General features: G+C 63.8%; 19 protein-coding genes. 15 read left to right on the forward strand and 4 right to left on the reverse strand.

Features of this window, described 5'->3' with window-relative positions:
- The first annotated feature begins 7 nt into the window (after positions 1 to 7).
- Entirely contained in the window at positions 8 to 1,159 is a 1,152-nt protein-coding gene (locus tag GEV38_RS15760) for an acyl-CoA dehydrogenase family protein (RefSeq protein WP_003258582.1), read from the forward strand.
- Between the two features lie 162 nt (positions 1,160 to 1,321).
- On the opposite strand, the gene GEV38_RS15765 is transcribed toward GEV38_RS15760, so the two are convergent.
- Positions 1,322 to 2,254: a LysR family transcriptional regulator gene (locus GEV38_RS15765; protein WP_013972881.1), complete on the reverse strand. Its 933-nt coding sequence runs from the start codon at positions 2,252 to 2,254 to the stop codon at positions 1,322 to 1,324.
- A 123-nt stretch (positions 2,255 to 2,377) separates the two neighbouring features.
- Between GEV38_RS15765 and GEV38_RS15770 the strand changes: the two genes are divergently transcribed.
- Complete coding sequence (locus GEV38_RS15770) at positions 2,378 to 2,641, forward strand: DUF2790 domain-containing protein (RefSeq protein WP_015270611.1); 264 nt, start codon at positions 2,378 to 2,380, stop codon at positions 2,639 to 2,641.
- 1 nt (position 2,642) lies between these two features.
- Here GEV38_RS15770 and GEV38_RS15775 read toward each other — a convergent pair whose 3' ends face one another.
- Entirely contained in the window at positions 2,643 to 3,335 is a 693-nt protein-coding gene (locus GEV38_RS15775; protein ID WP_015270612.1) for a tRNA (adenine(22)-N(1))-methyltransferase TrmK, read from the reverse strand.
- A 136-nt stretch (positions 3,336 to 3,471) separates the two neighbouring features.
- On the opposite strand from GEV38_RS15775, the gene GEV38_RS15780 reads away from it, so the two are divergent.
- The 7 genes from GEV38_RS15780 to GEV38_RS15810 all read left to right on the forward strand — a co-directional run bounded on the left by GEV38_RS15780 (position 3,472) and on the right by GEV38_RS15810 (position 12,510).
- Entirely contained in the window at positions 3,472 to 3,852 is a 381-nt protein-coding gene (locus GEV38_RS15780; protein ID WP_015270613.1) for a RidA family protein, read from the forward strand.
- A 215-nt stretch (positions 3,853 to 4,067) separates the two neighbouring features.
- Positions 4,068 to 6,068, forward strand: a complete 2,001-nt coding sequence (locus tag GEV38_RS15785) for a U32 family peptidase (RefSeq protein ID WP_015270614.1) — start codon at positions 4,068 to 4,070, stop codon at positions 6,066 to 6,068.
- Between the two features lie 197 nt (positions 6,069 to 6,265).
- Positions 6,266 to 7,969, forward strand: a complete 1,704-nt coding sequence (locus tag GEV38_RS15790; protein ID WP_015270615.1) for an amidase — start codon at positions 6,266 to 6,268, stop codon at positions 7,967 to 7,969.
- 245 nt (positions 7,970 to 8,214) lie between these two features.
- Complete coding sequence (locus GEV38_RS15795; RefSeq protein ID WP_054573521.1) at positions 8,215 to 8,889, forward strand: transcriptional regulator; 675 nt, start codon at positions 8,215 to 8,217, stop codon at positions 8,887 to 8,889.
- On the forward strand, positions 8,886 to 9,803 hold the full coding sequence (locus tag GEV38_RS15800) for a pyridoxal-phosphate dependent enzyme (protein WP_054573522.1): 918 nt from the start codon (positions 8,886 to 8,888) through the stop codon (positions 9,801 to 9,803). The genes GEV38_RS15795 and GEV38_RS15800 overlap by 4 nt, the downstream gene beginning before the upstream one ends.
- Positions 9,804 to 10,136: 333 nt before the next feature.
- A complete protein-coding gene (gene nspC / locus GEV38_RS15805) occupies positions 10,137 to 11,234 on the forward strand; it encodes a carboxynorspermidine decarboxylase (protein ID WP_013972889.1) in 1,098 nt (365 codons plus the stop codon).
- Positions 11,235 to 11,265: 31 nt separating this feature from the next.
- Positions 11,266 to 12,510, forward strand: coding sequence for a saccharopine dehydrogenase family protein (locus GEV38_RS15810; protein WP_003248123.1), 1,245 nt, complete (start codon positions 11,266 to 11,268; stop codon positions 12,508 to 12,510).
- Between the two features lie 62 nt (positions 12,511 to 12,572).
- Here GEV38_RS15810 and GEV38_RS15815 read toward each other — a convergent pair whose 3' ends face one another.
- Positions 12,573 to 13,436 (reverse strand): type 1 glutamine amidotransferase domain-containing protein, encoded by an 864-nt coding sequence (locus tag GEV38_RS15815; protein WP_015270618.1) that lies wholly within the window; start codon positions 13,434 to 13,436, stop codon positions 12,573 to 12,575.
- 119 nt (positions 13,437 to 13,555) lie between these two features.
- Between GEV38_RS15815 and GEV38_RS15820 the strand changes: the two genes are divergently transcribed.
- Genes GEV38_RS15820 through GEV38_RS15830 form a run of 3 tightly spaced genes read left to right on the forward strand, consistent with a single transcriptional unit; the run spans position 13,556 to position 15,975 of the window.
- The gene (locus tag GEV38_RS15820; protein WP_054573563.1) at positions 13,556 to 14,491 is read left to right on the forward strand and encodes a LysR family transcriptional regulator; all 936 of its coding nucleotides are present in this window, start codon (positions 13,556 to 13,558) and stop codon (positions 14,489 to 14,491) included.
- A gap of 48 nt (positions 14,492 to 14,539) precedes the next feature.
- A complete protein-coding gene (locus GEV38_RS15825) occupies positions 14,540 to 15,877 on the forward strand; it encodes a UDP-glucose/GDP-mannose dehydrogenase family protein (protein ID WP_054573523.1) in 1,338 nt (445 codons plus the stop codon).
- Positions 15,865 to 15,975 (forward strand): NAD-dependent epimerase/dehydratase family protein, encoded by a 111-nt coding sequence (locus GEV38_RS15830; protein ID WP_054573524.1) that lies wholly within the window; start codon positions 15,865 to 15,867, stop codon positions 15,973 to 15,975. The genes GEV38_RS15825 and GEV38_RS15830 overlap by 13 nt, the downstream gene beginning before the upstream one ends.
- Here GEV38_RS15830 and mqo read toward each other — a convergent pair.
- On the reverse strand, positions 15,965 to 17,542 hold the full coding sequence (mqo, locus tag GEV38_RS15835; RefSeq protein WP_023660582.1) for a malate dehydrogenase (quinone): 1,578 nt from the start codon (positions 17,540 to 17,542) through the stop codon (positions 15,965 to 15,967). The genes GEV38_RS15830 and mqo overlap by 11 nt on opposite strands.
- Positions 17,543 to 17,686: 144 nt before the next feature.
- Here mqo and GEV38_RS15840 point away from each other — a divergent pair, with 144 nt between their 5' ends.
- From GEV38_RS15840 to treS, 3 genes are all read left to right on the forward strand, one after another.
- Positions 17,687 to 18,907 carry a putative DNA modification/repair radical SAM protein gene (locus tag GEV38_RS15840; protein ID WP_013972894.1) on the forward strand — a complete coding sequence of 407 codons (1,221 nt, stop codon included), beginning with the start codon at positions 17,687 to 17,689 and terminating at the stop codon, positions 18,905 to 18,907.
- Positions 18,898 to 19,740 (forward strand): TIGR03915 family putative DNA repair protein, encoded by an 843-nt coding sequence (locus GEV38_RS15845; RefSeq protein WP_061304588.1) that lies wholly within the window; start codon positions 18,898 to 18,900, stop codon positions 19,738 to 19,740. The genes GEV38_RS15840 and GEV38_RS15845 overlap by 10 nt, the downstream gene beginning before the upstream one ends.
- Before the next feature lie 203 nt (positions 19,741 to 19,943).
- On the forward strand, positions 19,944 to 22,010 hold the full coding sequence (treS, locus tag GEV38_RS15850) for a maltose alpha-D-glucosyltransferase (RefSeq protein WP_173895877.1): 2,067 nt from the start codon (positions 19,944 to 19,946) through the stop codon (positions 22,008 to 22,010).
- The last annotated feature ends 53 nt before the right edge of the window (positions 22,011 to 22,063 follow it).

Here is a 22,063-nt window from a genome sequence, read left to right on the forward strand (position 1 = left end):
TACACAGATGCAAGACCTGGAACTGAGCGAAGAACAGATCATGATCCGCGACATGGCCCGGGACTTTGCCCGTGGCGAGATCGCCCCGCATGCCCAGGCCTGGGAAAAGGCCGGCTGGATCGACGATGGCGTGGTACGCAAGATGGGCGAACTGGGCCTGCTGGGCATGGTGGTGCCGGAAGACTTCGGCGGCAGCTACACCGACTATGTCGCCTATGCCCTGGCGGTGGAAGAGATCGCCGCCGGCTGCGGCGCCACCGGAGCGATGATGAGCATCCACAACTCGGTGGGCTGCGGCCCGCTGCTGGCCTATGGCACGGCCGAACAGCAACAGCAGTGGCTGCCACGCCTGGCCACCGGCGAGGTGATCGGCTGCTTCTGTCTGACCGAGCCACAGGCCGGTTCCGAGGCGCACAACCTGCGCACCCGCGCCGAACTGGTGGATGGCCAGTGGGTGATCAACGGTGCCAAGCAGTTCGTCAGCAACGCTCGCCGCGCCGGCCTGGCCATCGTCTTCGCGGTGACCGACCCGGAGCTGGGCAAAAAGGGCCTGTCGGCGTTCCTGGTGCCCACCGACAACCCGGGCTTCAAGGTCGATCGCAGCGAGCACAAGATGGGCATCCGCGCTTCCGACACCTGCGCGGTCACCTTCGACAACTGCCGCATCCCTGCCGCCAACATCCTCGGTGAGCGTGGCAAGGGCCTGGCCATCGCCCTGTCCAACCTCGAGGGTGGCCGTATCGGCATTGCTGCCCAGGCACTGGGCATTGCCCGCGCCGCATTCGAGGCGGCGTTGGCCTACTCGCGTGATCGGGTGCAGTTCGGCAAGCCGATCAACGAACACCAGAGCATCGCCAACCTGCTGGCCGACATGCAGGTGCAGGTGAATGCCGCGCGCTTGCTGATCCTGCATGCCGCGCGCCTGCGCAGCGCCGGCAAGCCGTGCCTGTCGGAAGCTTCGCAGGCCAAGCTGTTCGCCTCGGAGATGGCCGAGCGGGTGTGTTCGATGGCGATCCAGGTGCATGGCGGGTATGGCTACCTGGAGGATTACCCGGTCGAGCGCTACTACCGCGATGCGCGGATCACGCAGATCTATGAAGGGTCTAGCGAGATCCAGCGGATGCTGATTGCGCGGGAGTTGAAGCACTACCCGCTTTAAAACCTTGCGCGATCCCTGTAGGAGCGGCCTTGTGTCGCGATAGGGCCGCATGGCGGCCCCAGCAATTTGTGCATCGAAGCTGACATCCTGGGGCCGCTTTGCGGCCCTATCGCGACACAAGGCCGCTCCTACAAGGGCCAGCGTTAACCGCCCCGCACTCGGCTATCGCCAATACCGCGAATCATCCACCACCCTGGCATGCCCCTCGAACAGTGCCGGCAACTGCTCCTTGAGGTAGTCGATCCAGGTGCGCACCTTGGCATCCAGGTAATGCCGTGACGGGTAAATCGCATAAAGCGCGCTCTCGCGCAGGCGATACGGCGCCAGCAAGCGGCACAACCGCCCCTGCTCGATCGCCTGGCTGGCGGTGTAGAACGGCAGCAGGCCAATGCCCATGCCCAGCTCGCTGGCCACCAGCATGGCGTCGGCGACGTTGGTGGAAAAACTGTCGTTCGGCGCGATCACGCACTGGTCCACCCCTTGCGGGAACACCCAGTCACCTTCGTACATCGGATAAGCCATGCGCAGGCAACGGTGCTGGTGCAGGTCTTCCGGGCGCTCTGGCACGCCGTGGGCCAACAGGTAGCTCGGCGCCGCGCAGGGGATGCTGAAAATGTTGCCCAGCGGCACAGCGATCAGCTGCGAATCCGGCAACGCACCGTCCACGGTAATCACCACGTCATGCCCTTCGGCCAGCGGGTCGGGGTTGCGCTGGGACAGGGTCAGTTCGATCACCACCTCCGGGCACAATGCGTTGTAGCCGGCCACCAGCGGCATCAGCAACAGGCCCATCCCGTGCGGGCAGTGCAAGCGCAGGCGGCCGCGGGGCGTGAGGTGCGCGCCACGGGCTTCACCCACCGCCTCTTCGGTCAGCAACATGATCTGCCGCGCGCGCTCGAGAAACCGCTCGCCCGCCTCGCTCATGCGCAAACGCCGCGTGGTGCGGTGCAGCAGGCGGGTCTGCAGCTGGTTTTCCAGCTCGGCAACGATACGCGAAACCTGCGCCGCGGAAATATCCAGGGCATTGGCGGCCGCAGCGAAGCTGCCGCATTCCACCACACGGGCGAAGGTACGCATGGCATGCAGCATGTCCATGAAGGTGCTCCTTGTTCGGTCTTATTCTTGCGTTACAGGCAGGAATCTATCACGGGTTAGCCCATTTATTGTGGATGGCCAATGAATGGATCATTAGTCATACATTGAAAAAAGGAGCCTGCCATGAAACGTTCGATCGCTGTCCTTGCCGTTACCGCTGCCCTCGCCTCGTTCGGTGCCCTTGCCGACACCGGCAGCAACCAGCCGGTCAGCAGCAGCAATTACGAATACGGCATGCCGCTGGACGTGGCCAAGGTCATCTCCATCACCCCGCCCAGCAACGCCGCCGACTGCCAGGTTGGTACCGCGCACATGGTGTATGTAGACCACCAGGGCCAGAAGCGCGAAATCGACTACCGGGAAATGGGCAACTGCTCGCAGCAGTGAGTCAGGCCAGCACCTCGGTGATCCAGCCGACCTGTTGCCTGAAGTCGTCGATTTTCGCCTGAGGCACCGCACCGCGGGCCCGCTCGAAGTTTGCCAGGGTCTGCTGCTTCTGCCGCAGCATGCGCCGCCACTTGACCAGAAACGCCTCGCTTTTCTCCTGCACCAGCACCGGGCCGAAGTACAGCTGTTCAGCGGTGTACGCCGCCCCGCCTGGCTCGGCGACGATGATCTCGTAGTCGAAGCGGTTCTCCCGCAGCAGTTCTTCGCTGACGATCCGGTAACCATTGCCCATCAGCCACTGGCGCAGTTCGCGCTCGGCGCCATTGGGCTGCAGCACCAGGCGCGTGACGCCACCCAGGCGCTGCTTGCCGGCCTCGAGGATCTCGCACATGGTGTCGCCACCCATGCCGCAGATGCTGATCACCGAGATGCGATCTTCCGGCTCGACCGCTGCCAGGCCATCGGCCAGGCGCACGCAGACCCGCCCTTCCAGGCCGTTCCTGCGCACGTTGCGCTGGGCCGAGGCGAACGGCGTCTGCGCCACCTCGCCCGCTACCGCCGCGTCCAGTATGCCGCGCAGCATCAGGGCCACCGGCAGGTAACCATGGTCCGAGCCGATGTCGGCCAGGCGCGCGCCTTGCGGTACTTGTGCAGCCACGCGCTCCAGGCGCCTGGACAATGTCTGTTCGTTCAACGTAAACCCCTGCTTTGCAATCGGCCGCGATTCTGACGGCGAACGCCACGCATTTCAAACACCGGGGCGCCCTCGACCGGGCCGGCGCGCTCGCGTAGGCTTGCCGCTTTCCTTCCGTAGCAAGGCAAAACACACCATGGCACAAGCAGACATCATCTACACCCCGGACCCGGACGCCGAGTCGATTTCTTCCGACGTTGCCGAATACAACGGCGTGCTGGTCACCACGCAGATCCCGACCCACGCTGATGGCAGCCTGGAGCTCGGCGGCATCGTCGAGCAGAGCGAGTGCACCCTGCAGGCACTGAAGGTGGCGCTGGAGAAGGCCGGCAGCGGCATGGACCGCGTGCTGCACCTGACCATCTACCTCACCGACATGGCCGACCGCGCGGCATTCAACGAGGTGTACCAGCGCTTCTTCAGCAAGCCCTGGCCGGTACGCGCCGCCGTGGGCGTGGCTGCACTGGCGTTCGAAGGCATGCGCGTGGAAGTGACCGCAATGGCTGCCAAGCGCTGACTTTTGCCTGAGGCACGATCCTTGTAGGAGCGGCCTTGTGTCGCGATGGGGTGCAAAGCACCCCCAGATTCTCAGCTCCGCAGCATATATTGCCGGGGCCGCGTTGCGGCCCTTCGCGACACAAGGCCGCTCCTACAAGCACCCCGATGATGCCGCCAGCCCGTTTCGCCGCTACAATGCCCGCCTAAACCGTGACAGCCCGAACCTATAACGACATGTCCCTTCCAAAGAATCACCTGGAACTGCTCAGCCCTGCCCGTGACGTGGCCATCGCCCGCGAAGCGATCCTGCACGGCGCAGACGCCATCTACATCGGTGGCCCTAGCTTCGGCGCGCGCCATAACGCCTGCAACGAAGTCAGCGATATCGCCGAACTGGTCGAGTTCGCCCATCGCTACCATGCACGCGTGTTCACCACCATCAACACCATCCTCCACGACAACGAGCTGGAGCCCGCGCGCAAGCTGATCCACCAGCTGTACGACGCTGGTGTCGACGCACTGATCGTGCAGGACCTCGGGGTGATGGAGCTGGACATCCCGCCGATCGAGCTGCACGCCAGCACCCAGACCGACATCCGCACCCTGGAACGGGCCAGGTTCCTCGACCAGGCCGGCTTCTCCCAGCTGGTGCTGGCGCGTGAGCTGAACCTGCAGCAGATCCGCGCCATCGCCGCCGAAACCGACGCCGCCATCGAATTCTTCATCCACGGTGCGCTGTGCGTGGCCTTCTCCGGCCAGTGCAACATCTCCCATGCGCAGACCGGCCGCAGCGCCAACCGCGGCGACTGCTCGCAAGCCTGCCGCCTGCCCTACACCCTGAAGGATGACCAGGGCCGCGTGGTCGCGTTCGAGAAGCACCTGCTGTCGATGAAGGACAACAACCAGACCGCCAACCTGGCTGACCTGGTCGACGCCGGCGTGCGCTCGTTCAAGATCGAAGGCCGCTACAAGGACGTGGCCTATGTGAAGAACATCACCGCCCACTACCGCAAGGAACTCGACGCCATCCTCGAAGGCCGCCCTGAGCTGGCCCGTGCCTCCAGCGGCCGCACCCAGCACTTCTTCGTGCCCGACCCGGACAAGACCTTCCACCGCGGCAGCACCGACTACTTCGTCACCGACCGCAAGGTCGACATCGGCGCCTTCGACTCGCCAACCTTCACCGGCCTGCCGGTGGGCGTGGTGGAAAAGGTCGGCAAGCGTGACATGCAGGTGGTCACCGAGGTGCCGCTGACCAACGGTGACGGCCTCAATGTGCTGGTGAAGCGTGAGGTGGTGGGCTTCCGTGCCAACATCGCCGAACCGCGTGGCGAATTCGAGGAAGACGGCGAGAAGCGCTACCGCTACCGCGTCGAGCCCAACGAAATGCCTGAAGGCCTGCACAAGCTGCGGCCCAACCACCCGCTGTCGCGCAACCTCGACCACAACTGGCAGCAGGCCCTGCAACGCACCTCGGCCGAGCGCCGCGTCGGCGTGCAATGGCACGCGGTACTGCGCGAGCAACGCCTGGTGTTGACAGTCACCAGCGAGGAAGGCGTGAGCACGCAAGTGGCACTGGAAGGCCCGTTCGGCCCGGCCAACAAGCCGCAGCAGGCGCTGGACCAGCTGCACGACCTGCTCGGCCAGCTGGGCACCACCATGTACCACGCCGACAGCATCGAGCTGGACGCCCCGCAGGCTTACTTCATCCCCAACTCGCAGCTCAAGGCCCTGCGCCGCGAAGCCATCGAGGCGCTGACTGCAGCACGGGTGCAGGCGCACCCGCGTGGCGGGCGCAAGGCCGAGACCACGCCACCGCCGGTTTACCCAGAGTCGCACCTGTCGTTCCTGGCCAACGTGTACAACCAGAAGGCCCGCGACTTCTACCACCGCCACGGCGTGCAGCTGATCGACGCAGCCTACGAGGCCCATGAAGAGCACGGCGAAGTTCCGGTGATGATTACCAAGCACTGCCTGCGCTTCTCCTTCAACCTGTGCCCCAAGCAGGCCAAGGGCGTGACCGGCGTGCGCACCAAGGTGGCGCCGATGCAGCTGATCCAGGGTGATGAAGTGCTGACCCTGAAGTTCGACTGCAAGCCGTGCGAAATGCACGTGATCGGCAAGATGAAAAGCCACATCATCGACCTGCCGACCCCGGGCAGCGCGGTGGCCCAGGTGGTTGGGCACATCAGCCCGGAAGACTTGCTGAAGACCATTCCGCGCGGGCCGCATTGATCGGTGGCCTGCAAGGGCCTTTTTGCGGCTGAAGCCGCCTGCATGATGATACTCGAAGGGGTGGTGGGACGACTCGGGAAGACCCGACAATGCTCGCCTGCAAAAAACCGTTTGCCCCCGCGCAAACCTGCGCCCGCCAAGCCCTTCTTGTACACTCCTCGCATTAGCCCCCACCTGCACATTTTTTTGGTGAACGCATGATCGAGGTAACCGAGGTTTCCATTGCCGAGCTGCGCGATGCGCTCGAGTCGGGCCGCACGACGGCGGTCGAGCTGGTCCAGGCCTACCTGGCGCGCATCGACGCCTACGATGGCGCCGACACCGCCACCGCCCTGAACGCCGTTGTGGTACGCAACCCCGAGGCGCTGAATGAGGCCGCAGCCTCCGACGCCCGTCGCGCCAAAGGCCAGGTCCTGAGTCCGCTGGACGGCATCCCCTACACCGCCAAGGACAGCTACCTGGTCAAAGGCCTGACCGCTGCCTCCGGCAGCCCTGCCTTCAAGGATCTGGTGGCCCAGCGCGACGCCTTCACCATCGAACGCCTGCGCGCCGCCGGCGCCGTGTGCCTGGGCAAGACCAACATGCCGCCCATGGCCAACGGCGGCATGCAGCGCGGCGTGTATGGCCGCGCCGAAAGCCCGTACAACGCCAACTACCTGACCGCACCGTTCGCCTCGGGCTCGTCCAACGGTGCCGGCACCGCCACTGCCGCCAGTTTCAGTGCCTTCGGCCTGGCCGAAGAAACCTGGTCCAGCGGCCGTGGCCCGGCATCCAACAATGGCCTGTGCGCCTATACCCCGTCGCGTGGGGTGATTTCGGTGCGTGGCAACTGGCCGCTCACACCGACCATGGACGTGGTGGTTCCCTATGCCCGTACCATGGCCGACCTGCTGGAAATCCTCGACGTAGTCGTAGCCGACGACGCTGACAAGCGCGGCGACCTGTGGCGCCTGCAACCCTGGGTGCCAATCCCGGCCGCTTCTACGGTGCGCCCGGCTTCGTATCTGGACCTGGCCGTGGATGCCAGCGCGCTCAAGGGCAAGCGCTTTGGCGTGCCACGCATGTACATCAATGCCGATGCCGAAGCCGGTACTTCCGAGAAGCCAGGCATCGGCGGCCCGACTGGCCAGCGCATCCACACCCGCGCCACGGTGATCGACCTGTGGCAGCAGGCCCGCCAGGCACTGGAGGCGGCTGGTGCCGAAGTACTGGAAGTGGACTTCCCGCTGGTGTCCAACTGCGAAGGCGACCGCCCGGGGGCACCGACTGTGTACAACCGCGGCATCGTTAGCAAGGAATTCCTGCATGACGAGCTGTGGGAGCTGTCGGGCTGGGCCTTCGACGACTTCCTGCGCGCCAACGATGACCCCAGGCTCAACCGCCTGGCCGATGTCGACGGGCCGCAGATCTTCCCCCACGACCCGGGCACCCTGCCCAACCGTGAGGACGACCTGGCCGCTGGCATGGACGAGTACGTCAACATGGCCAAGCGTGGCCTGAAGACCTGGGACCAGATCGAGACCCTGCCCGACGGCCTGCGCGGCCTGGAGCAGACCCGCAAGATCGACCTGGAAGACTGGATGGACAACCTGGGCCTGGACGCGGTGCTGTTCCCCACCGTGGCCGACGTGGGCCCGGCGGATGCCGACGTCAACCCGGCGTCGGCGGACATCGCCTGGAGCAACGGTATCTGGGTGGCCAACGGCAACCTGGCAATCCGTCACCTGGGCGTGCCTACCGTGACCGTGCCAATGGGCGTGATGGCCGATATCGGCATGCCGGTGGGGCTGACCTTTGCTGGCCGGGCTTACAGCGACAATGCGCTGCTCAGCTTTGGTGCAGCCTTCGAGGCGACCGGGTCGCGTCGAATGATCCCGCCGCGTACCCCGCCCCTGGGCTGAGTACTGGGGCTGCATCGCCGCCTATCTACCTCGATCCGTGCGCAATTCCTGTAGGAGCGGCCTTGTGTCGCGATAGGGCTGCGAAGCAGCCCCAACAATCTGTGCATGTACGCTGAAAACCTGGGGCTGCTTCGCAGCCCTATCGCGACACAAGGCCGCTCCTACAGGGCTGTGCAGTCCACAACAGATCGCAAAATTCAACTTTATGTGTAAAAATACACAAAACGTTGATTTTGCGATCTGCCATGCCTATCACCCCAAGCGAAGAACGCCAGCTCACCCTCACCGTCCTCAAGGCCGCCATCCAGGCCCTGGGCAGCGTTGCCGCGCGCAACATGGAAATCCTCCTGCACGACCTCGACCACCCGGAACACTCCGTGGTGGCGATCGTCAACGGCCATCTTTCCGGGCGCAGCGTCGGTAGCCCAATCCTCGCCGCCCCGGAACAGGACCAGGGTTTCAAGGCGCTGATGCAGGCCTCGGCCGATCAGCACGGCTGCGAGCCGGTGGTGCTGCCCGACTACCCCACCACGCTGAAGGGCCGCACACTGCGCAGCGCCACGGCCATCTTCCGTGACAGCAGCGGCCACCCCTTCGCCAGCCTTTGCGTCAACACCGACGTCACCGGCCTGGACGCCGCCATGAACTTTCTTCAGCAGTTCCAGCCGCTGGGGGCCGCACCTGCCGTCAGTGAACCCGCCGACATGGAACTGCTGATGAGCGAGATAATCCAGGCATCCCTGCAGCGCAGCGGCCAAGGGCGGATGAACAAGCAGGCCAAGGTCGAGGCCGTGCGCGTGATGCAGGAGCGTGGCCTGTTCATCGTCAAGGGCGGCGTGGAAAAGGCCGCCAGCGCCCTGGGTGTGACCCGCTACACCGTTTACAACTATCTCGAGCAACTGCGCGGAGCCAGCCAATGACCTTGCATATCCATACCCCCCTGATCGAATCCCGCCCGCTGTCGCTGGCCGCGGAAAGCAACGTCTGGCTCAAGCTCGATGCCCTGCAGCCCTGCGGCTCGTTCAAGCTGCGCGGCGTGGGCCACGCCTGCGAGGTGCACCATGCCCGTGGCGCGCGGCACTTCGTGTCTTCCTCGGGCGGCAACGCGGGCCTGGCAGTGGCCTATGCCGGGCGCAAGCTGGGCGTGCCGGTGACCGTGGTAGTGCCCGAGACCACCACCGAGCGGGCCAAAGACCTGCTGCGCCTGGAGGGCGCCAAGGTGGTGGTGCATGGCAGCTCCTGGCAAGAGGCCAACGCCCTGGCGCAGACCTTGGTCGGCCCGGATGACGCCTTCATCCACCCATTCGACGACCCGCTGCTGTGGGCCGGGCATGCCAGCCTGGTGGATGAAGTCGCCGAGGCCGGCGTGAAACCGGATGCCGTGGTGTTGTCGGTAGGCGGTGGTGGTTTGCTCAGTGGTGTGGTCGAGGGGCTACAGCGTAACGGCTGGGGCGATGTGCCGGTGCTGGCGGTGGAAACCGAGGGCGCGGCATCGCTGCATGCGGCCATGCAGGCGGGGCATTCGGTGGAGCTGGAACATATTGCCTCGGTGGCGACCTCGCTGGGGGCCAAGCGTGTGGCTGACCAGGCGCTGGTGTGCGTGCAGCAGCATCCGGTGCACAGCCACCTGGTCACTGACCGCGCTGCGCTGGAGGCGTGCGAGCGGTTCCTGCTGGACCATCGCGTGCTGGTGGAGCCTGCATGTGGGGCGGCTTTGGCGTTGGCCTATGCACCGGGCGCCCTGGCGCAGTACCAGAATGTGCTGGTGGTGGTTTGTGGCGGGGCTACCGCCACGCTGGAGCAGATCCAGGCATGGTTGCAGCAGGTTGATTGAGGTTGCCTGTACCGGCCTCTTCGCGGGCTTGCCCGCTCCCACAGGAACCGCGCATTTTCTGAGCCTCGCGCTAAACCTGTGGGAGCGGGTTCACCCGCGAACACCGGCGGAGCCGGTGCCATCCAATACAACACTCATCGGATTCTCCTTGCGGCACCCGGTTGCTGATTACGATAGTCACATGCCGCTGTTCTACTGAGCCCGCCGCAACCGGAAAAATCCTCTCGCAACAGCGTCAACCACGACGAAATGCGTAACCCACCCTTTCGGTCTGCGGCAAGTGAAGGCACAATGCGTGTCCTTTTTTTGGCCGGCCTGGCCGGGGGCCTTTAAATGATCAAGACGCCGTACTACCTCATCGATAAAACCAAGCTGCTGGGCAACATGGAGAAGATCGCCTACGTGCGCGAACACTCCGGCGCCAAGGCACTGCTCGCCCTCAAGTGCTTTGCCACCTGGTCAGTCTTCGACCTGATGCAACAGTACATGGACGGCACCACCTCTTCGTCGCTGTACGAGCTCAAGCTCGGCCGCCAGAAGTTCGCCGGCGAAACCCACGCCTACAGCGTGGCCTGGGCCGACGACGAGGTCGAGGAAATGCTCGAGAACTGCGACAAGATCATCTTCAACTCGATCGGCCAGCTACAGCGCTTCGCCGAACAGTCCGAAGGCAAGGTCCGTGGCCTGCGCGTCAACCCGCAGGTCAGCAGCTCCGACTACCTGCTGGCAGACCCTGCCCGCCCGTTCAGCCGCCTGGGCGAATGGGACCCGGCCAAGGTCGAACAGGTGATCGAGCAGATTTCCGGCTTCATGTTCCACAACAACTGCGAGAACGGCGACTTCGGCCTGTTCGACAAGATGCTCACGCACATCGAAGAGCGCTTCGGCCACCTGCTGCACAAGGTCGAGTGGGTCAGCCTCGGTGGCGGCATCCATTTCACCGGTGAAGACTACGCGCTGGACGCCTTCTGCGCGCGCCTGAAAGCCTTCTCGGAAAAGTACGGCGTGCAGGTGTACCTGGAGCCGGGCGAAGCGGCCATCACCAACAGCGCCTCGCTGGAAGTGACCGTGCTCGACACCCTGTACAACGGCAAGCACCTGGCCGTAGTCGACAGCTCGATCGAAGCGCACATGCTCGACCTGCTGATCTACCGCCTCAACGCCAAGATGGCCCCCAACGACGGCGCGCACACCTACATGGTCTGCGGCAAGTCGTGCCTGGCCGGTGACATCTTCGGCGAATACCAATTCGATCGTCCGCTGGCCATCGGTGATCGCCTGTCGTTCGTCGACGCGGCGGGTTACACCATGGTCAAGAAAAACTGGTTCAACGGTCTGAAAATGCCATCCATCGTGGTCAAGCAACTCGACGGCAGCGTCGAAGTGGTGCGCGAGTTCGGTTTCGAAGACTACGTTTCCAGCCTGTCGTAAGACCGGCTTTCAGTAAGGAGCAAGGGATAAATTGAAGAAGAACGTTCTTATCATTGGTGCAGGAGGTGTCGCCAAGGTGGTGGCCCACAAGTGCGCGCAGCATAACGACGAACTGGGTCGTATCGCTATCGCGTCACGGAACATCTCCAAATGCCAGGCCATCATCGACAGCGTCAAGGCCAAGGGTAGCCTCAAGGTACCCGCCGACATCCAGGCCTTCTCGCTCAATGCCCTCGATGTCGAGGCTACCAAGGCGCTGATCCGCGAGACCGAATCGCAGATCGTGATCAACGTTGGTTCCGCCTTCCTCAACATGTCGGTGCTGCGTGCCTGCATCGATACCGGTGTCGCCTACCTGGACACCGCCATCCACGAAGAGCCGGGCAAGATCTGCGAGACCCCGCCGTGGTACGGCAACTACGAGTGGAAACACCTCGAAGAGTGCCAGGCAAAGAACATTACCGCCATTCTCGGCGTCGGTTTCGACCCGGGTGTGGTGAACAGCTACGCCAAGCTGGCGCAGCAACAGTATTTCGACAGCATTGACTCGATCGACATCCTCGACGTCAATGCCGGTTCGCATGGCAAGTACTTCGCCACCAACTTCGACCCGGAAATCAACTTCCGTGAATTCACCGGGCAAGTGTGGAGCTGGCAGAACAGCCAGTGGACCAGCAACACCATGTTCGAGGTCAAGCGTACCGACGACCTGCCGGTGGTGGGTTCGCAGAACCTGTACCTGACCGGCCACGATGAGGTTCACTCGATTTCGAAGAACCTCAACGTGCCGAACGTGCGTTTCTGGATGAGCTTCGGCGAGCACTACATCAACGTGTTCACCGTGCTGAAGAACCTGGGCCTGCTCTCCGAGCAACCGGTGAAAACCGCCGAAGGCCTGGAAGTGGTACCGCTGAAAGTGGTCAAGGCCGTGCTGCCGGACCCAGCCTCTCTGGCCCCGGGCTACACCGGCAAGACCTGCATCGGTGACCTGGTCAAGGGCACCAAGGATGGCCAGCCGCGCGAAGTGTTCATCTACAACGTGGCCGACCACGAAGAAGCCTACGCCGAGACCGACAGCCAGGGTATTTCCTACACCGCCGGTGTACCGCCAGTGGCTGCCGCCCTGCTGGTCGCCCGTGGCGAGTGGGATGCCAAGCGCATGGTCAACGTCGAGGAGCTGCCAGCCGAGCCGTTCCTCAAGGCACTGGACGTCATGGGCCTGCCGACCCGCGTCAAGGATGAAAAAGGCGATCGTCCTTGGGACGCTGAAGCCTAAGCAGCAAAGCAGAGGGGGCGCCATCAAGGCGCCCCCTCTGCTTTTGCAGGCCACGTGTAAGTCTAGATGCCCTGGCCAGAGGCCTTTGCCTGCTGAGCCAGCTTTTCCAGCAATACCTTGGCCAGCGCCTTGTCCGAGAACGGGTTCTGCCCGGTGATGAGTTCGCGGTCCACCACCACATTGGGTTGCCAGGCCTTGGCGTAGCCCATGTCGCCCCCTGCCATTGCCATGGCGTTGGCCGGGTAGAACAGCAGCCGCTGGTCCTTGAGCGAACCTTCGAATACCTGCTCCTCCGGGTCGGAGAAAATGGTCATCTTGTAACCCTTGTACAACCAGTCGATGGCTGCCGGCTTTTCACCACGCGCCAGCGCCGACTGGTAGCTGGCCGGGTCCTGCTGGGCCGAGAGCAAGGCGATGGGGCCGTGGCAGATCGCGGCTGTAGGCTTGCCGGCTTGATGGAAATGCCGCAGCAAGGCGCCCACGTCCGGGTTGTTGGCCAGGTCGATCAACGGCGCATGGCCGCCGGGGATGAACAGCCCGGCATAGCGGCCCAGGTCACCTGCCAGTACTTCTTTCACCGACAGGGTATCGTCAATGCCCGGCAAGCCTTGCACGACCTTCTCGATCCGGCGCATCTCCACCGCATCGCCGGCAAAGTAGCTCGGGTCGATCGAACGCTGGTCGACACTCGGGGCATTACCCTTGGGGGTAACCAGCACCAGCTTGTAGCCAGCCTTGAGTAACTGGTCGGCAGGCACGCCGAATTCGTTCAGGTAGTAGCCGGTGGCGTAGCGCTTGCCGTCCTGCAGGGGCAACTGGTGCTCGCTGGACAACAGCACCAGCACCTCTCCCTTTGCCGCAGCGTGGGCGCCGGTGGCAAGCAGGGTGCTGGCAACAGCCAGGGCAAGCCGGGACATCTTGGTCATGCAACAATCTCCTGATCAGGCAAATAGAGCTGTCCGCTCATGTTGGCGGGGATGCGTTCATGCTAACGGCAAGGCTATGATTCGATAATTCGAAAGCTCTCATGCCTGTGATCCAGAAAATGAATATCTCCAGCAAGGACTTCAACCTGCTGTACCTGTTCCATGTGCTGTACCAGGAACGCAACGCCACCTTCGCCGCCCAGCGCATGGCGCTGAGCCAGCCGGCCCTAAGCCACAAACTCAACAAGCTGCGCCATCAGTTTGGCGACCCGCTGTTCGTGCGCGCGCCCAGGGGCCTGACCCCGACGCCACGCGCCCACGAACTGGCGCCTGAGGTAGAACGCCTGGTCGTGGGCCTGGAAGGTTTTTATGAGCGCTGCGAAGGGCAGGACTTCCTCGCCCGCCCTGCCCGACTGCACCTGTACAGCACCGATTATGTGGAGCAGACCCTGTTGCCCAGGCTGCTGCCGATCCTGCGTAGCCAGGCACCGAACCTGACGCTGGTCACCTGCAACACCCGCGGTCTGCTGCCTCGCGAAGAACTGGAGAAAGGCACCTGTGACCTGGCCGTTGCCGGGTTCTACACCGACCTGCCGGAAACCTTCCACCAACAGCGCCTGCTCAGTGAACCCTTGGTAGTGCTGGCCTCGCGCAGCCATCCAGGCCTGGAAAACGGCCTGGACCTCGATACCTTCCTTGCCAGCGACCACCTGCTTACCACCCTCACCGGCGACCTCGATGGCCTGGTCGACCGCGCCTTGCGCAGCCAGGGCATGCAACGGCGGGTCGTGGCTGGCCTGTCGAGTTTCCTGGCCCCCATGCGCCTGCTGCGCGGCACCGATCTGCTGCTCACCTGCCTGCGCTCGCTGGCCACCGAAGCCGTCGAACGTGACGACGACCTGCTCATGTACCCGCTGCCGCTGACATTGCCAGCGATCGAGGTGATGCAGATCTGGCACGAACGCACCCACGCCGACCCCTTGCGCCGCTGGTTTCGCCAACAGCTGTGGAACGTCGCCCAAGAGGCAACCGCCTGCGCGAGTAACAATTTCTAAACAACGATGTGACATTTTTTTTCAGCTTTCTCGCCAAGGAGCTGTCAGATGAAGGTCACGGTTTTCGGTACCGGCTATGTCGGCCTCACCCAGGCAGTGTGCCTGGCCCAGGTGGGCCATTCGGTGTTGTGCATGGATGTCGACGCCGAGCGGGTCGCCAGCCTCAATGCAGGCCATTGCCCGATCTTCGAGCCCGGCCTTGCGCCGATGCTGGAGAAGAACCTGGCCTGCGGTCGCCTTCGTTTCACCACCGACGCCAGCGAAGCGGCCAACTACGCAAGGGTGCAGTTCATTGCCGTCGGCACCCCGCCTCAGGCCGATGGCAGCGCCGACCTGAAGCACGTGTTCGCCGTGGTCGACAGCATCCTCGAACATGCCGATGGCCCCAAGTTGATCGTCAACAAATCCACCGCGCCGGTTGGTACGGTGCACCGCATCAAGGCGCGCATCGCCCAGGCCGTGGCCGATACCAGCCGCTTGCGCGTCGTCAGCAACCCCGAGTTCCTCAAGGAGGGCTCGGCGGTCGATGACTGCATGCGCCCGGAGCGCATCATCATCGGTGGCGCGGAACCCGCCGAAGTAGAGCTGCTGCGCGAGCTGTACCTGCCGTTCAGCCGCAACCGCGAAAAACTGATGGTGATGGACGCGCGCAGCGCCGAGCTGACCAAGTACGCGGCCAACTGCATGCTGGCGACCAAGATCTCGTTCATCAACGAAATCGCCAACCTGGCCGAGCATCTGGGCGCCGACATCGAACTGGTGCGCCGCGGCATCGGCTCGGACCCGCGCATCGGCTACGACTTCATCTATGCCGGCTGCGGCTTTGGCGGCTCATGCTTCCCCAAGGACCTGCAAGCCCTGCGCCGCAGCGCCGAGGCCGAGGGCTTCGAACCACAGTTGCTGCGTGCGGTGGAATCGGTCAACGAGCAGCAAAAGAACCGGCTGTTCGGCAAGATCCAACGCCACTACCCACGCGGCCTGCGAGGCAAGGTCTTCGCCGTGTGGGGGTTGTCGTTCAAGCCCAATACCAACGACATTCGCGAGGCCTCCAGCCGAGTCTTGCTGGAAGCGCTTTGGGCCGCCGGCGCGCGGGTGCAGGCCCATGACCCGCAGGCCATGGAGGAAATCCAGCGGCACTATGGCTGCCGCGCCGACCTGCAACTGGTACCGTGCAAGGACGACGCGCTGCGCGGCGCCGATGCCCTGGTGATCGTCACCGAATGGCAGGAGTACCGCGTGCTCAACCTGGACAAGGTGCCGCAACAACTGGCCGACCGGGTGGTGTTCGACGGGCGCAACCTGTTCGAACCCGAGCACATGGCCGCCGCCGGCCTGACTTACTACGGCATCGGTCGCGGCCAGGTGCAGCCAGCATGCCCGAACTGATTACCGGCGTGGCCGGCTTCACCGGCGACCACATTGCACGGCGCCTGTGCGAAGCAGGCATCGAGGTGGTCGCCGCATGGTACTTTGCTACGGCGTAACGGCGCCCTCGGGAGGATTCAGTTGCAACACCTCGTTGGTGTATGCCCACTCCTTCTGCACCTGGTCCGGGTGGTCGTTAAGGCGGATGCCGTAGGACGGGATGATCTGCCTGATCTTCGCCTGCCACTGCGGCGATGCCATCTTGTCCTTGAACACCTTGCTCAGCACATCGAGCATGATCGGCGGCGCGGTCGAGGCGCCAGGCGAAGCACCCAGCAATCCTGCAATGCTGCCATCCTTGGACGTCACCACTTCAGTGCCGAGCTTGAGCACACCACCCAATGCTTCGTCCTTCTTGATGATCTGCACCCGCTGGCCCGCCTGCCACAGCCGCCAGTCCTCCTTCTTCGCCTCGGGGAAGTAGGTGCGCAACGCTTCGAAACGGTCATCGTCAGATTGCAGCACCTGGCCGATCAGGTACTGCACCAGGTCGAACTCGCGCACCCCAACCCTTACCATCGGCCAGGCATTGTGCACACTGGCGCTGGCGAACAGGTCAAGCAGCGAGCCCTGCTTGAGGAACTTGGTCGAGAAGGTGGCGAACGGCCCGAACAGGATCATGCGCTTGCCATCGAGCACACGGGTGTCCAGGTGCGGCACCGACATCGGTGGTGCGCCGGTGGCGGCGATACCGTAGGCCTTGGCCATGTGACGCTGGGCGATGGCCGGGTTGTCGGTGACCAGGAACGAACCACCGACCGGGAAACCGGCATAGTCCTTGGCCTCCTCGATACCCGACTTCTGCAGCAGTGGCAGCGCTGCACCACCTGCGCCGATGAACAGGAACCTGGCGTCGGTGGCCGCATTGCTGCCGTCCTTGAGGTTCTTGTATTCGACATGCCAGGAGCCGTCGTCGTTGCGGGTGATCGCCTGCACTTCGGTCGACAGCTTGAGGTCGAAGTTCGGCCGGGTCTGCAGATAGCCCACGTATTGCCGGGTGATCTCGCCAAAGTTGACGTCGGTGCCGATCGGGGTCCAGGTCACGGCCAGTTTCTGGTTGGGGTCGCGGCCCTCCATCATCAACGGTACCCACTTGCGGATCTGCTCGTGGTCCTCGGAGTACTGCATGGGCTTGAACAACGGACTGGCCTGCAGCGCCTCGTAGCGCTTCTTCAGGAAGCGAATGTTGTCGTCGCCCCAGACGAAGCTCATGTGCGGGGTAGTGTTGATGAAGGAATGCGGGTTCTTCAGCACGCCCTGCTTGACCTGCCAGGCGAGGAACTGACGGGTGACCTGGAACGACTCGTTGATCTCCACCGCCTTGCTGATATCGACCTTGCCGTCCTTCTCCGGGGTGTAGTTCAGTTCGGCCAGGGCCGAGTGGCCGGTACCAGCGTTGTTCCAGCCGTTGGAGCTTTCTTCGGCGACCTTGTCCAGGCGCTCGACCATTTCCATCGACCAACCCGGCTCCAGCTCATTGAGCCAGACGGCCAGGGTTGAACTCATGATGCCGCCGCCCACCAGCATGACATCGACCCTTCTGGTTTCCGCGGCCTGGGCATCGAGCATGCCGAATGCCAAGGCCAGCCCGGTCAGCGCCAGTACCGGCTTGATGGTGATCCTCATAACCTCCCCCTTGCCTCGTTGCTATCCGTAAGTCAGCCACAAGCTTAGATGACGGATTTGGTCGGGCGTGGCTAGTGCACAATCACTTGCAATCCGTCACGTCTCAAAATACTGTATGAATATTCAGTATCACAGGTCAGACCCATGCAACTCATCGCCAAACTCGGCATCCTTGCCGATGCTGCCAAGTACGACGCATCCTGCGCCAGCAGCGGCGCGCCCAAACGCAACTCGCGCGGGGCTGATGGGCTGGGTGCTACCAATGGCATGGGCATCTGTCACAGCTACACCCCTGATGGGCGCTGCGTATCGCTGCTCAAGGTGCTGCTGACCAACTTTTGCCTCTACGACTGCCAGTACTGCGTCAACCGCCGATCCAGCAACGTGCCACGCGCACGCTTCAGCCCCGAGGAAGTGGTCCGGCTGACCCTGGACTTCTACCGGCGCAACTGCATAAGCGGCCTGTTCCTCAGCTCCGGCATCATCCGTTCGGCGGACTACACCATGGAGCAGCTGGTCCGTGTGGCGCGGCTGTTGCGCGAAGAGCACGACTTCCGTGGCTACATCCACCTCAAGACCATCCCCGATGCCGACCCGTTGCTGATCGAGGAGGCAGGGCGCCTGGCAGACCGGCTCAGCGTCAACATCGAGCTGCCGACCGACGCCAGCCTGAAACGCCTGGCACCGGAAAAACAGGCGCACACGATTCGCCAGGCCATGGGCGTGATCCACCAGGGCCAGCAAGCTGTGGCCCACGAACCCAAGGCGCCGCGCTTTACCCCGGCCGGGCAAAGCACCCAGGTGATCGTCGGGGCCGACAGCACCGACGACAGCACACTGCTGCGCAATGCCGAATCGCTGTACCAAGGCTACGGCCTCAAGCGTGTGTACTACTCCGCCTTCAGCCCCATCCCTGACAGCCCCGGCAGCGTCCCCCTGGCCGCACCACCGCTGCTGCGCGAGCACCGTCTGTACCAGGCTGACTTCCTGTTGCGTGGCTATGGCTACAAGGCCGGCGAGCTGCTGGGCCAGAGCGGCAACCTGGCACTGGACATCGACCCCAAGCTGGCCTGGGCGCTGGCCAACCGCGACGTGTTCCCGCTGGATGTGAACCGTGCCGAGCCGGCGCTACTGGCGCGCATCCCCGGCATCGGCCTGCGCAGCGTGCAGCGCCTGGTAGCCCTGCGACGCGAACGGCGCATTCGGTACGATGACCTGATCCAGTTGCGCTGCGTGCTGGACAAGGCGCGGCCATTCATTGTCACCAGCGACTACCGCCCGCCCCAGGCCGAACTGCGCAGCGGCCTGCTGAGGGCGCGCTTGCGTGAGCCGCAGGCCCCGGTGCAGATGGGTTTGTGGGGATGATCGCGCTCGATTGCGACGGCCTGTTCGCCACCTGGCGTGACCAGGCCCGGGTGTTGTTGGGGCATGGCATCGACCCGTCGGAGGTCACCTGGGCGCAAGGGCCGGTGGCTGATTTGCTGGCCGTACCGACAGCGCTGCCGGAAGGCTCCGGTCCCTTTCGCGCCAAAGTGCCTGCGGCGCTGCTCGGCCAGCTGGAACAGGCGGCCCGCTACCGTGGCGAGCACCGCTGGAACCTGCTTTACGAGGTACTGTGGCGGGTGGCCCATGGCGACCGCACTGCAATGCTGCCGGGTGACCGATTGGGCAGTGAGCTGCATAGACGGATCAAGCAGGTCAATCGCGAAGCGCACCACCTGCATGCGTTTGTGCGCTTCGTGCCACTACCCGAAGTATTGGCTGAACAGCTGCAACTCGACCTGGTGGCCTATCACGAGCCGGCGCATGACATTCTGGAAAGCGCCAGTGCGCATTTCGCCGACCGCCTGGGGCGTTTGCGCTGGATGATTGCCACGGCGCACGACGGCATACGCTTCGACGGCCAGGCATTCGACTACCAGCGACAGTGCCCCGAACCCTGGCGCCAATGGGCCCGCAACGCCGAAGACCCTGGTGCCGAATTATGGCGCACCTACTATCGTCATACCTTCAACCCCGCCCGCCTCAACCCCGACGCCTTGCGCTTGCACATGCCCGGGCGGTTCTGGCGCCATTTGCCGGAGGGCATGCTGATTCCGCAGCTCGAAGGCCTGGCTCGGCAAGGCAAGCAACGGGACGGCCAAGCACTGGAGGTCGCCTCTCAGGCTGGCAAACAAATCAGCAGGCCCATACGGTAGTTGCGTATTCGCAAACCTTGATCAGTGGCAGTTTCTTCGCGGGCATGCCCGCTCCCACAGGTATTGCACAGTTCTCGAAGTGTATAGAGATCCGGCGGGAGCGGGCGCGCCCGCGAAACAGCCAAAAGCAATCTCAAGCCGAACGATCAGCCGCCACAGCCGTCATAACCTGAGCCGCTGCCGACACGCAAAGAGGACGCGAAATGACCCAACCCGACCCGTCATACGTCAAATGGCTCGAAGACCGCGCCATGCTCAAGGCCTCCCAGCAACGCACCCACCTGTACTCGGGCCAGTCGCGCCTGTGGCAACAGCCCTACGCCGAAGCGCAGCCCCGCCGCGCCACTGAAATCGCTTCGGTCTGGCTGACCGTCTACCCCGATGCCATCATCGCCCCCGAAGGTTGTTCGGTGCTTGGCGCCTTGGGCCACGAGGCGCTGTGGAAGCGTTTGTCGGAGATCGGCATTCAGGGCCTGCACACCGGCCCGATCAAGTTATCCGGCGGCATTCGTGGCCGTGAACTCACCCCCAGCGTGGACGGCAACTTCGACCGCATCAGTTTCGACATCGATCCGCTGTACGGCAGCGAGCAGGAGCTGATCCAGATGAGCCGCATGGCCGCCGCGCACAACGCCGTGACCATCGACGACCTGATCCCCTCGCACACGGGCAAGGGCGCCGACTTTCGCCTGGCCGAGCTGGCCTACGGTCCCTATCCGGGGCTGTACCACATGGTCGAAATCCGCGAGGAAGACTGGCCGCTGCTGCCCGAAGTGCCTGCCGGGCGCGACGCGGTCAACCTGCTGCCGGCCCAGTGCGACGAGCTCAAGGCCCGCCATTACATCGTCGGCCAGCTGCAACGGGTTATCTTCTTCGAACCAGGTGTGAAGGAAACCGACTGGAGCGCCACGCCGCCGGTGACCGGTGTAGATGGCAAGACCCGGCGCTGGGTGTACCTGCACTACTTCAAGGAAGGCCAGCCATCGCTGAACTGGCTGGACCCGACCTTCGCCGCCCAGCAGATGATCATTGGCGATGCCCTGCACGCCCTGGACTGCCTGGGTGCACGTGGCCTGCGCCTGGATGCCAACGGTTTTCTCGGTGTGGAGACCCGCGCCAGCGGCACTGCCTGGTCGGAAAGCCACCCGCTGTCGATCGTCGGCAACCAACTGATCGGCGGCATGATCCGCAAGGCCGGCGGTTTCAGCTTCCAGGAACTGAACCTGACCCTCGACGACATCGCGCAGATGTCCAGGGGCGGTGCCGACCTGTCCTACGATTTCATTACCCGGCCGGCCTACCAGCATGCGCTGCTGACTGGCGACACCGAGTTCCTGCGCCTGATGCTCAAGGAGATGCATGCTTTCGGCATCGACCCGGCCTCGCTGATCCATGCCTTGCAGAACCACGACGAGCTGACCGTGGAGCTGGTGCATTTCTGGACCCTGCATGCCCACGACATGTACCTGTACAAAGGCCAGACCTTGCCCGGCGGCATCCTGCGCGAGCACATCCGCGAAGAGATCTACGAACGGCTGTCGGGCGAGCATGCACCATACAACCTGCGCTTCGTCACCAATGGCATAGCCTGTACCACGGCCAGCCTGATCGCTGCCGCGCTGGGTATCCGCGACCTTGGGCAGATCGGGGTGGCAGAAATCGAGCTGATCCAGAAGGTGCACCTGCTGCTGGTCATGTACAACGCCATGCAGCCGGGTGTGGTGGCGCTGTCCGGCTGGGACCTGGTAGGCGCCCTGCCCTTGCCAGCCGAAGCGGTCGCCCAGCGGATGCTGGATGGCGATACCCGCTGGATTCACCGCGGCGGCTACGACCTGACCGGGCTGGAGCCGCAGGCCCAGACGTCTGTGCGTGGCATGCCCCGAGCCCGGGCGCTGTATGGCAGCCTGGACAGCCAGCTGGAGAACGGCGATTCGTTTGCCTGCAAGGTGAAGAAGCTGCTGGCGGTGCGCCAGGCCTATGGCATTGCCACCAGCCGCCAGGTGCTGGTGCCCGAAGTCAGCAGCCCCGGCTTGCTGGTGATGGTGCATGAGCTGCCGGCCGGGCGTGGCATCCAGATCACTGCGCTGAACTTTGGCCAGGAAGTGATTGCCGAGGAGCTGCAACTGACCGGGTTCACGCCGGGGCCGGTGGTGGACATGATCAATGAAACGGTCGAAGGGGATTTGACCGAGGATGGGCGGCTGATGGTGAACCTGGACCCGTATGAGGCGCTGTGCCTGCGGATCGTCAACAGCAGTGGGCATGTCTGAGTTGGATTTGCCCCATTGCCTTCGCCGGTGAAGCTCTGAACGGCAGCCACGCG

Origin of the sequence: Pseudomonas sp. 13159349 (assembly GCF_013305685.1) — a bacterium.
In the GTDB taxonomy this organism is placed as follows: Bacteria; Pseudomonadota; Gammaproteobacteria; order Pseudomonadales; family Pseudomonadaceae; genus Aquipseudomonas; species Aquipseudomonas asiatica.

What these genes read in the sequence shown, in the direction of transcription:
- treS (WP_173895877.1), top strand. Translation starts at nt 19,944, where the DNA reads ATGACCCAACCCGACCCGTCATACGTCAAATGGCTCGAAGACCGCGCC.
- GEV38_RS15785 (WP_015270614.1), top strand. Translation starts at nt 4,068, where the DNA reads ATGTCCCTTCCAAAGAATCACCTGGAACTGCTCAGCCCTGCCCGTGAC.
- GEV38_RS15825 (WP_054573523.1), top strand. Translation starts at nt 14,540, where the DNA reads ATGAAGGTCACGGTTTTCGGTACCGGCTATGTCGGCCTCACCCAGGCA.
- GEV38_RS15795 (WP_054573521.1), top strand. Translation starts at nt 8,215, where the DNA reads ATGCCTATCACCCCAAGCGAAGAACGCCAGCTCACCCTCACCGTCCTC.
- mqo (WP_023660582.1), bottom strand. Translation starts at nt 17,542, where the DNA reads ATGAGGATCACCATCAAGCCGGTACTGGCGCTGACCGGGCTGGCCTTG.
- GEV38_RS15815 (WP_015270618.1), bottom strand. Translation starts at nt 13,436, where the DNA reads ATGACCAAGATGTCCCGGCTTGCCCTGGCTGTTGCCAGCACCCTGCTT.
- nspC (WP_013972889.1), top strand. Translation starts at nt 10,137, where the DNA reads ATGATCAAGACGCCGTACTACCTCATCGATAAAACCAAGCTGCTGGGC.
- GEV38_RS15760 (WP_003258582.1), top strand. Translation starts at nt 8, where the DNA reads ATGCAAGACCTGGAACTGAGCGAAGAACAGATCATGATCCGCGACATG.
- GEV38_RS15765 (WP_013972881.1), bottom strand. Translation starts at nt 2,254, where the DNA reads ATGGACATGCTGCATGCCATGCGTACCTTCGCCCGTGTGGTGGAATGC.
- GEV38_RS15770 (WP_015270611.1), top strand. Translation starts at nt 2,378, where the DNA reads ATGAAACGTTCGATCGCTGTCCTTGCCGTTACCGCTGCCCTCGCCTCG.
- GEV38_RS15830 (WP_054573524.1), top strand. Translation starts at nt 15,865, where the DNA reads ATGCCCGAACTGATTACCGGCGTGGCCGGCTTCACCGGCGACCACATT.
- GEV38_RS15820 (WP_054573563.1), top strand. Translation starts at nt 13,556, where the DNA reads ATGAATATCTCCAGCAAGGACTTCAACCTGCTGTACCTGTTCCATGTG.
- GEV38_RS15780 (WP_015270613.1), top strand. Translation starts at nt 3,472, where the DNA reads ATGGCACAAGCAGACATCATCTACACCCCGGACCCGGACGCCGAGTCG.
- GEV38_RS15800 (WP_054573522.1), top strand. Translation starts at nt 8,886, where the DNA reads ATGACCTTGCATATCCATACCCCCCTGATCGAATCCCGCCCGCTGTCG.
- GEV38_RS15790 (WP_015270615.1), top strand. Translation starts at nt 6,266, where the DNA reads ATGATCGAGGTAACCGAGGTTTCCATTGCCGAGCTGCGCGATGCGCTC.
- GEV38_RS15840 (WP_013972894.1), top strand. Translation starts at nt 17,687, where the DNA reads ATGCAACTCATCGCCAAACTCGGCATCCTTGCCGATGCTGCCAAGTAC.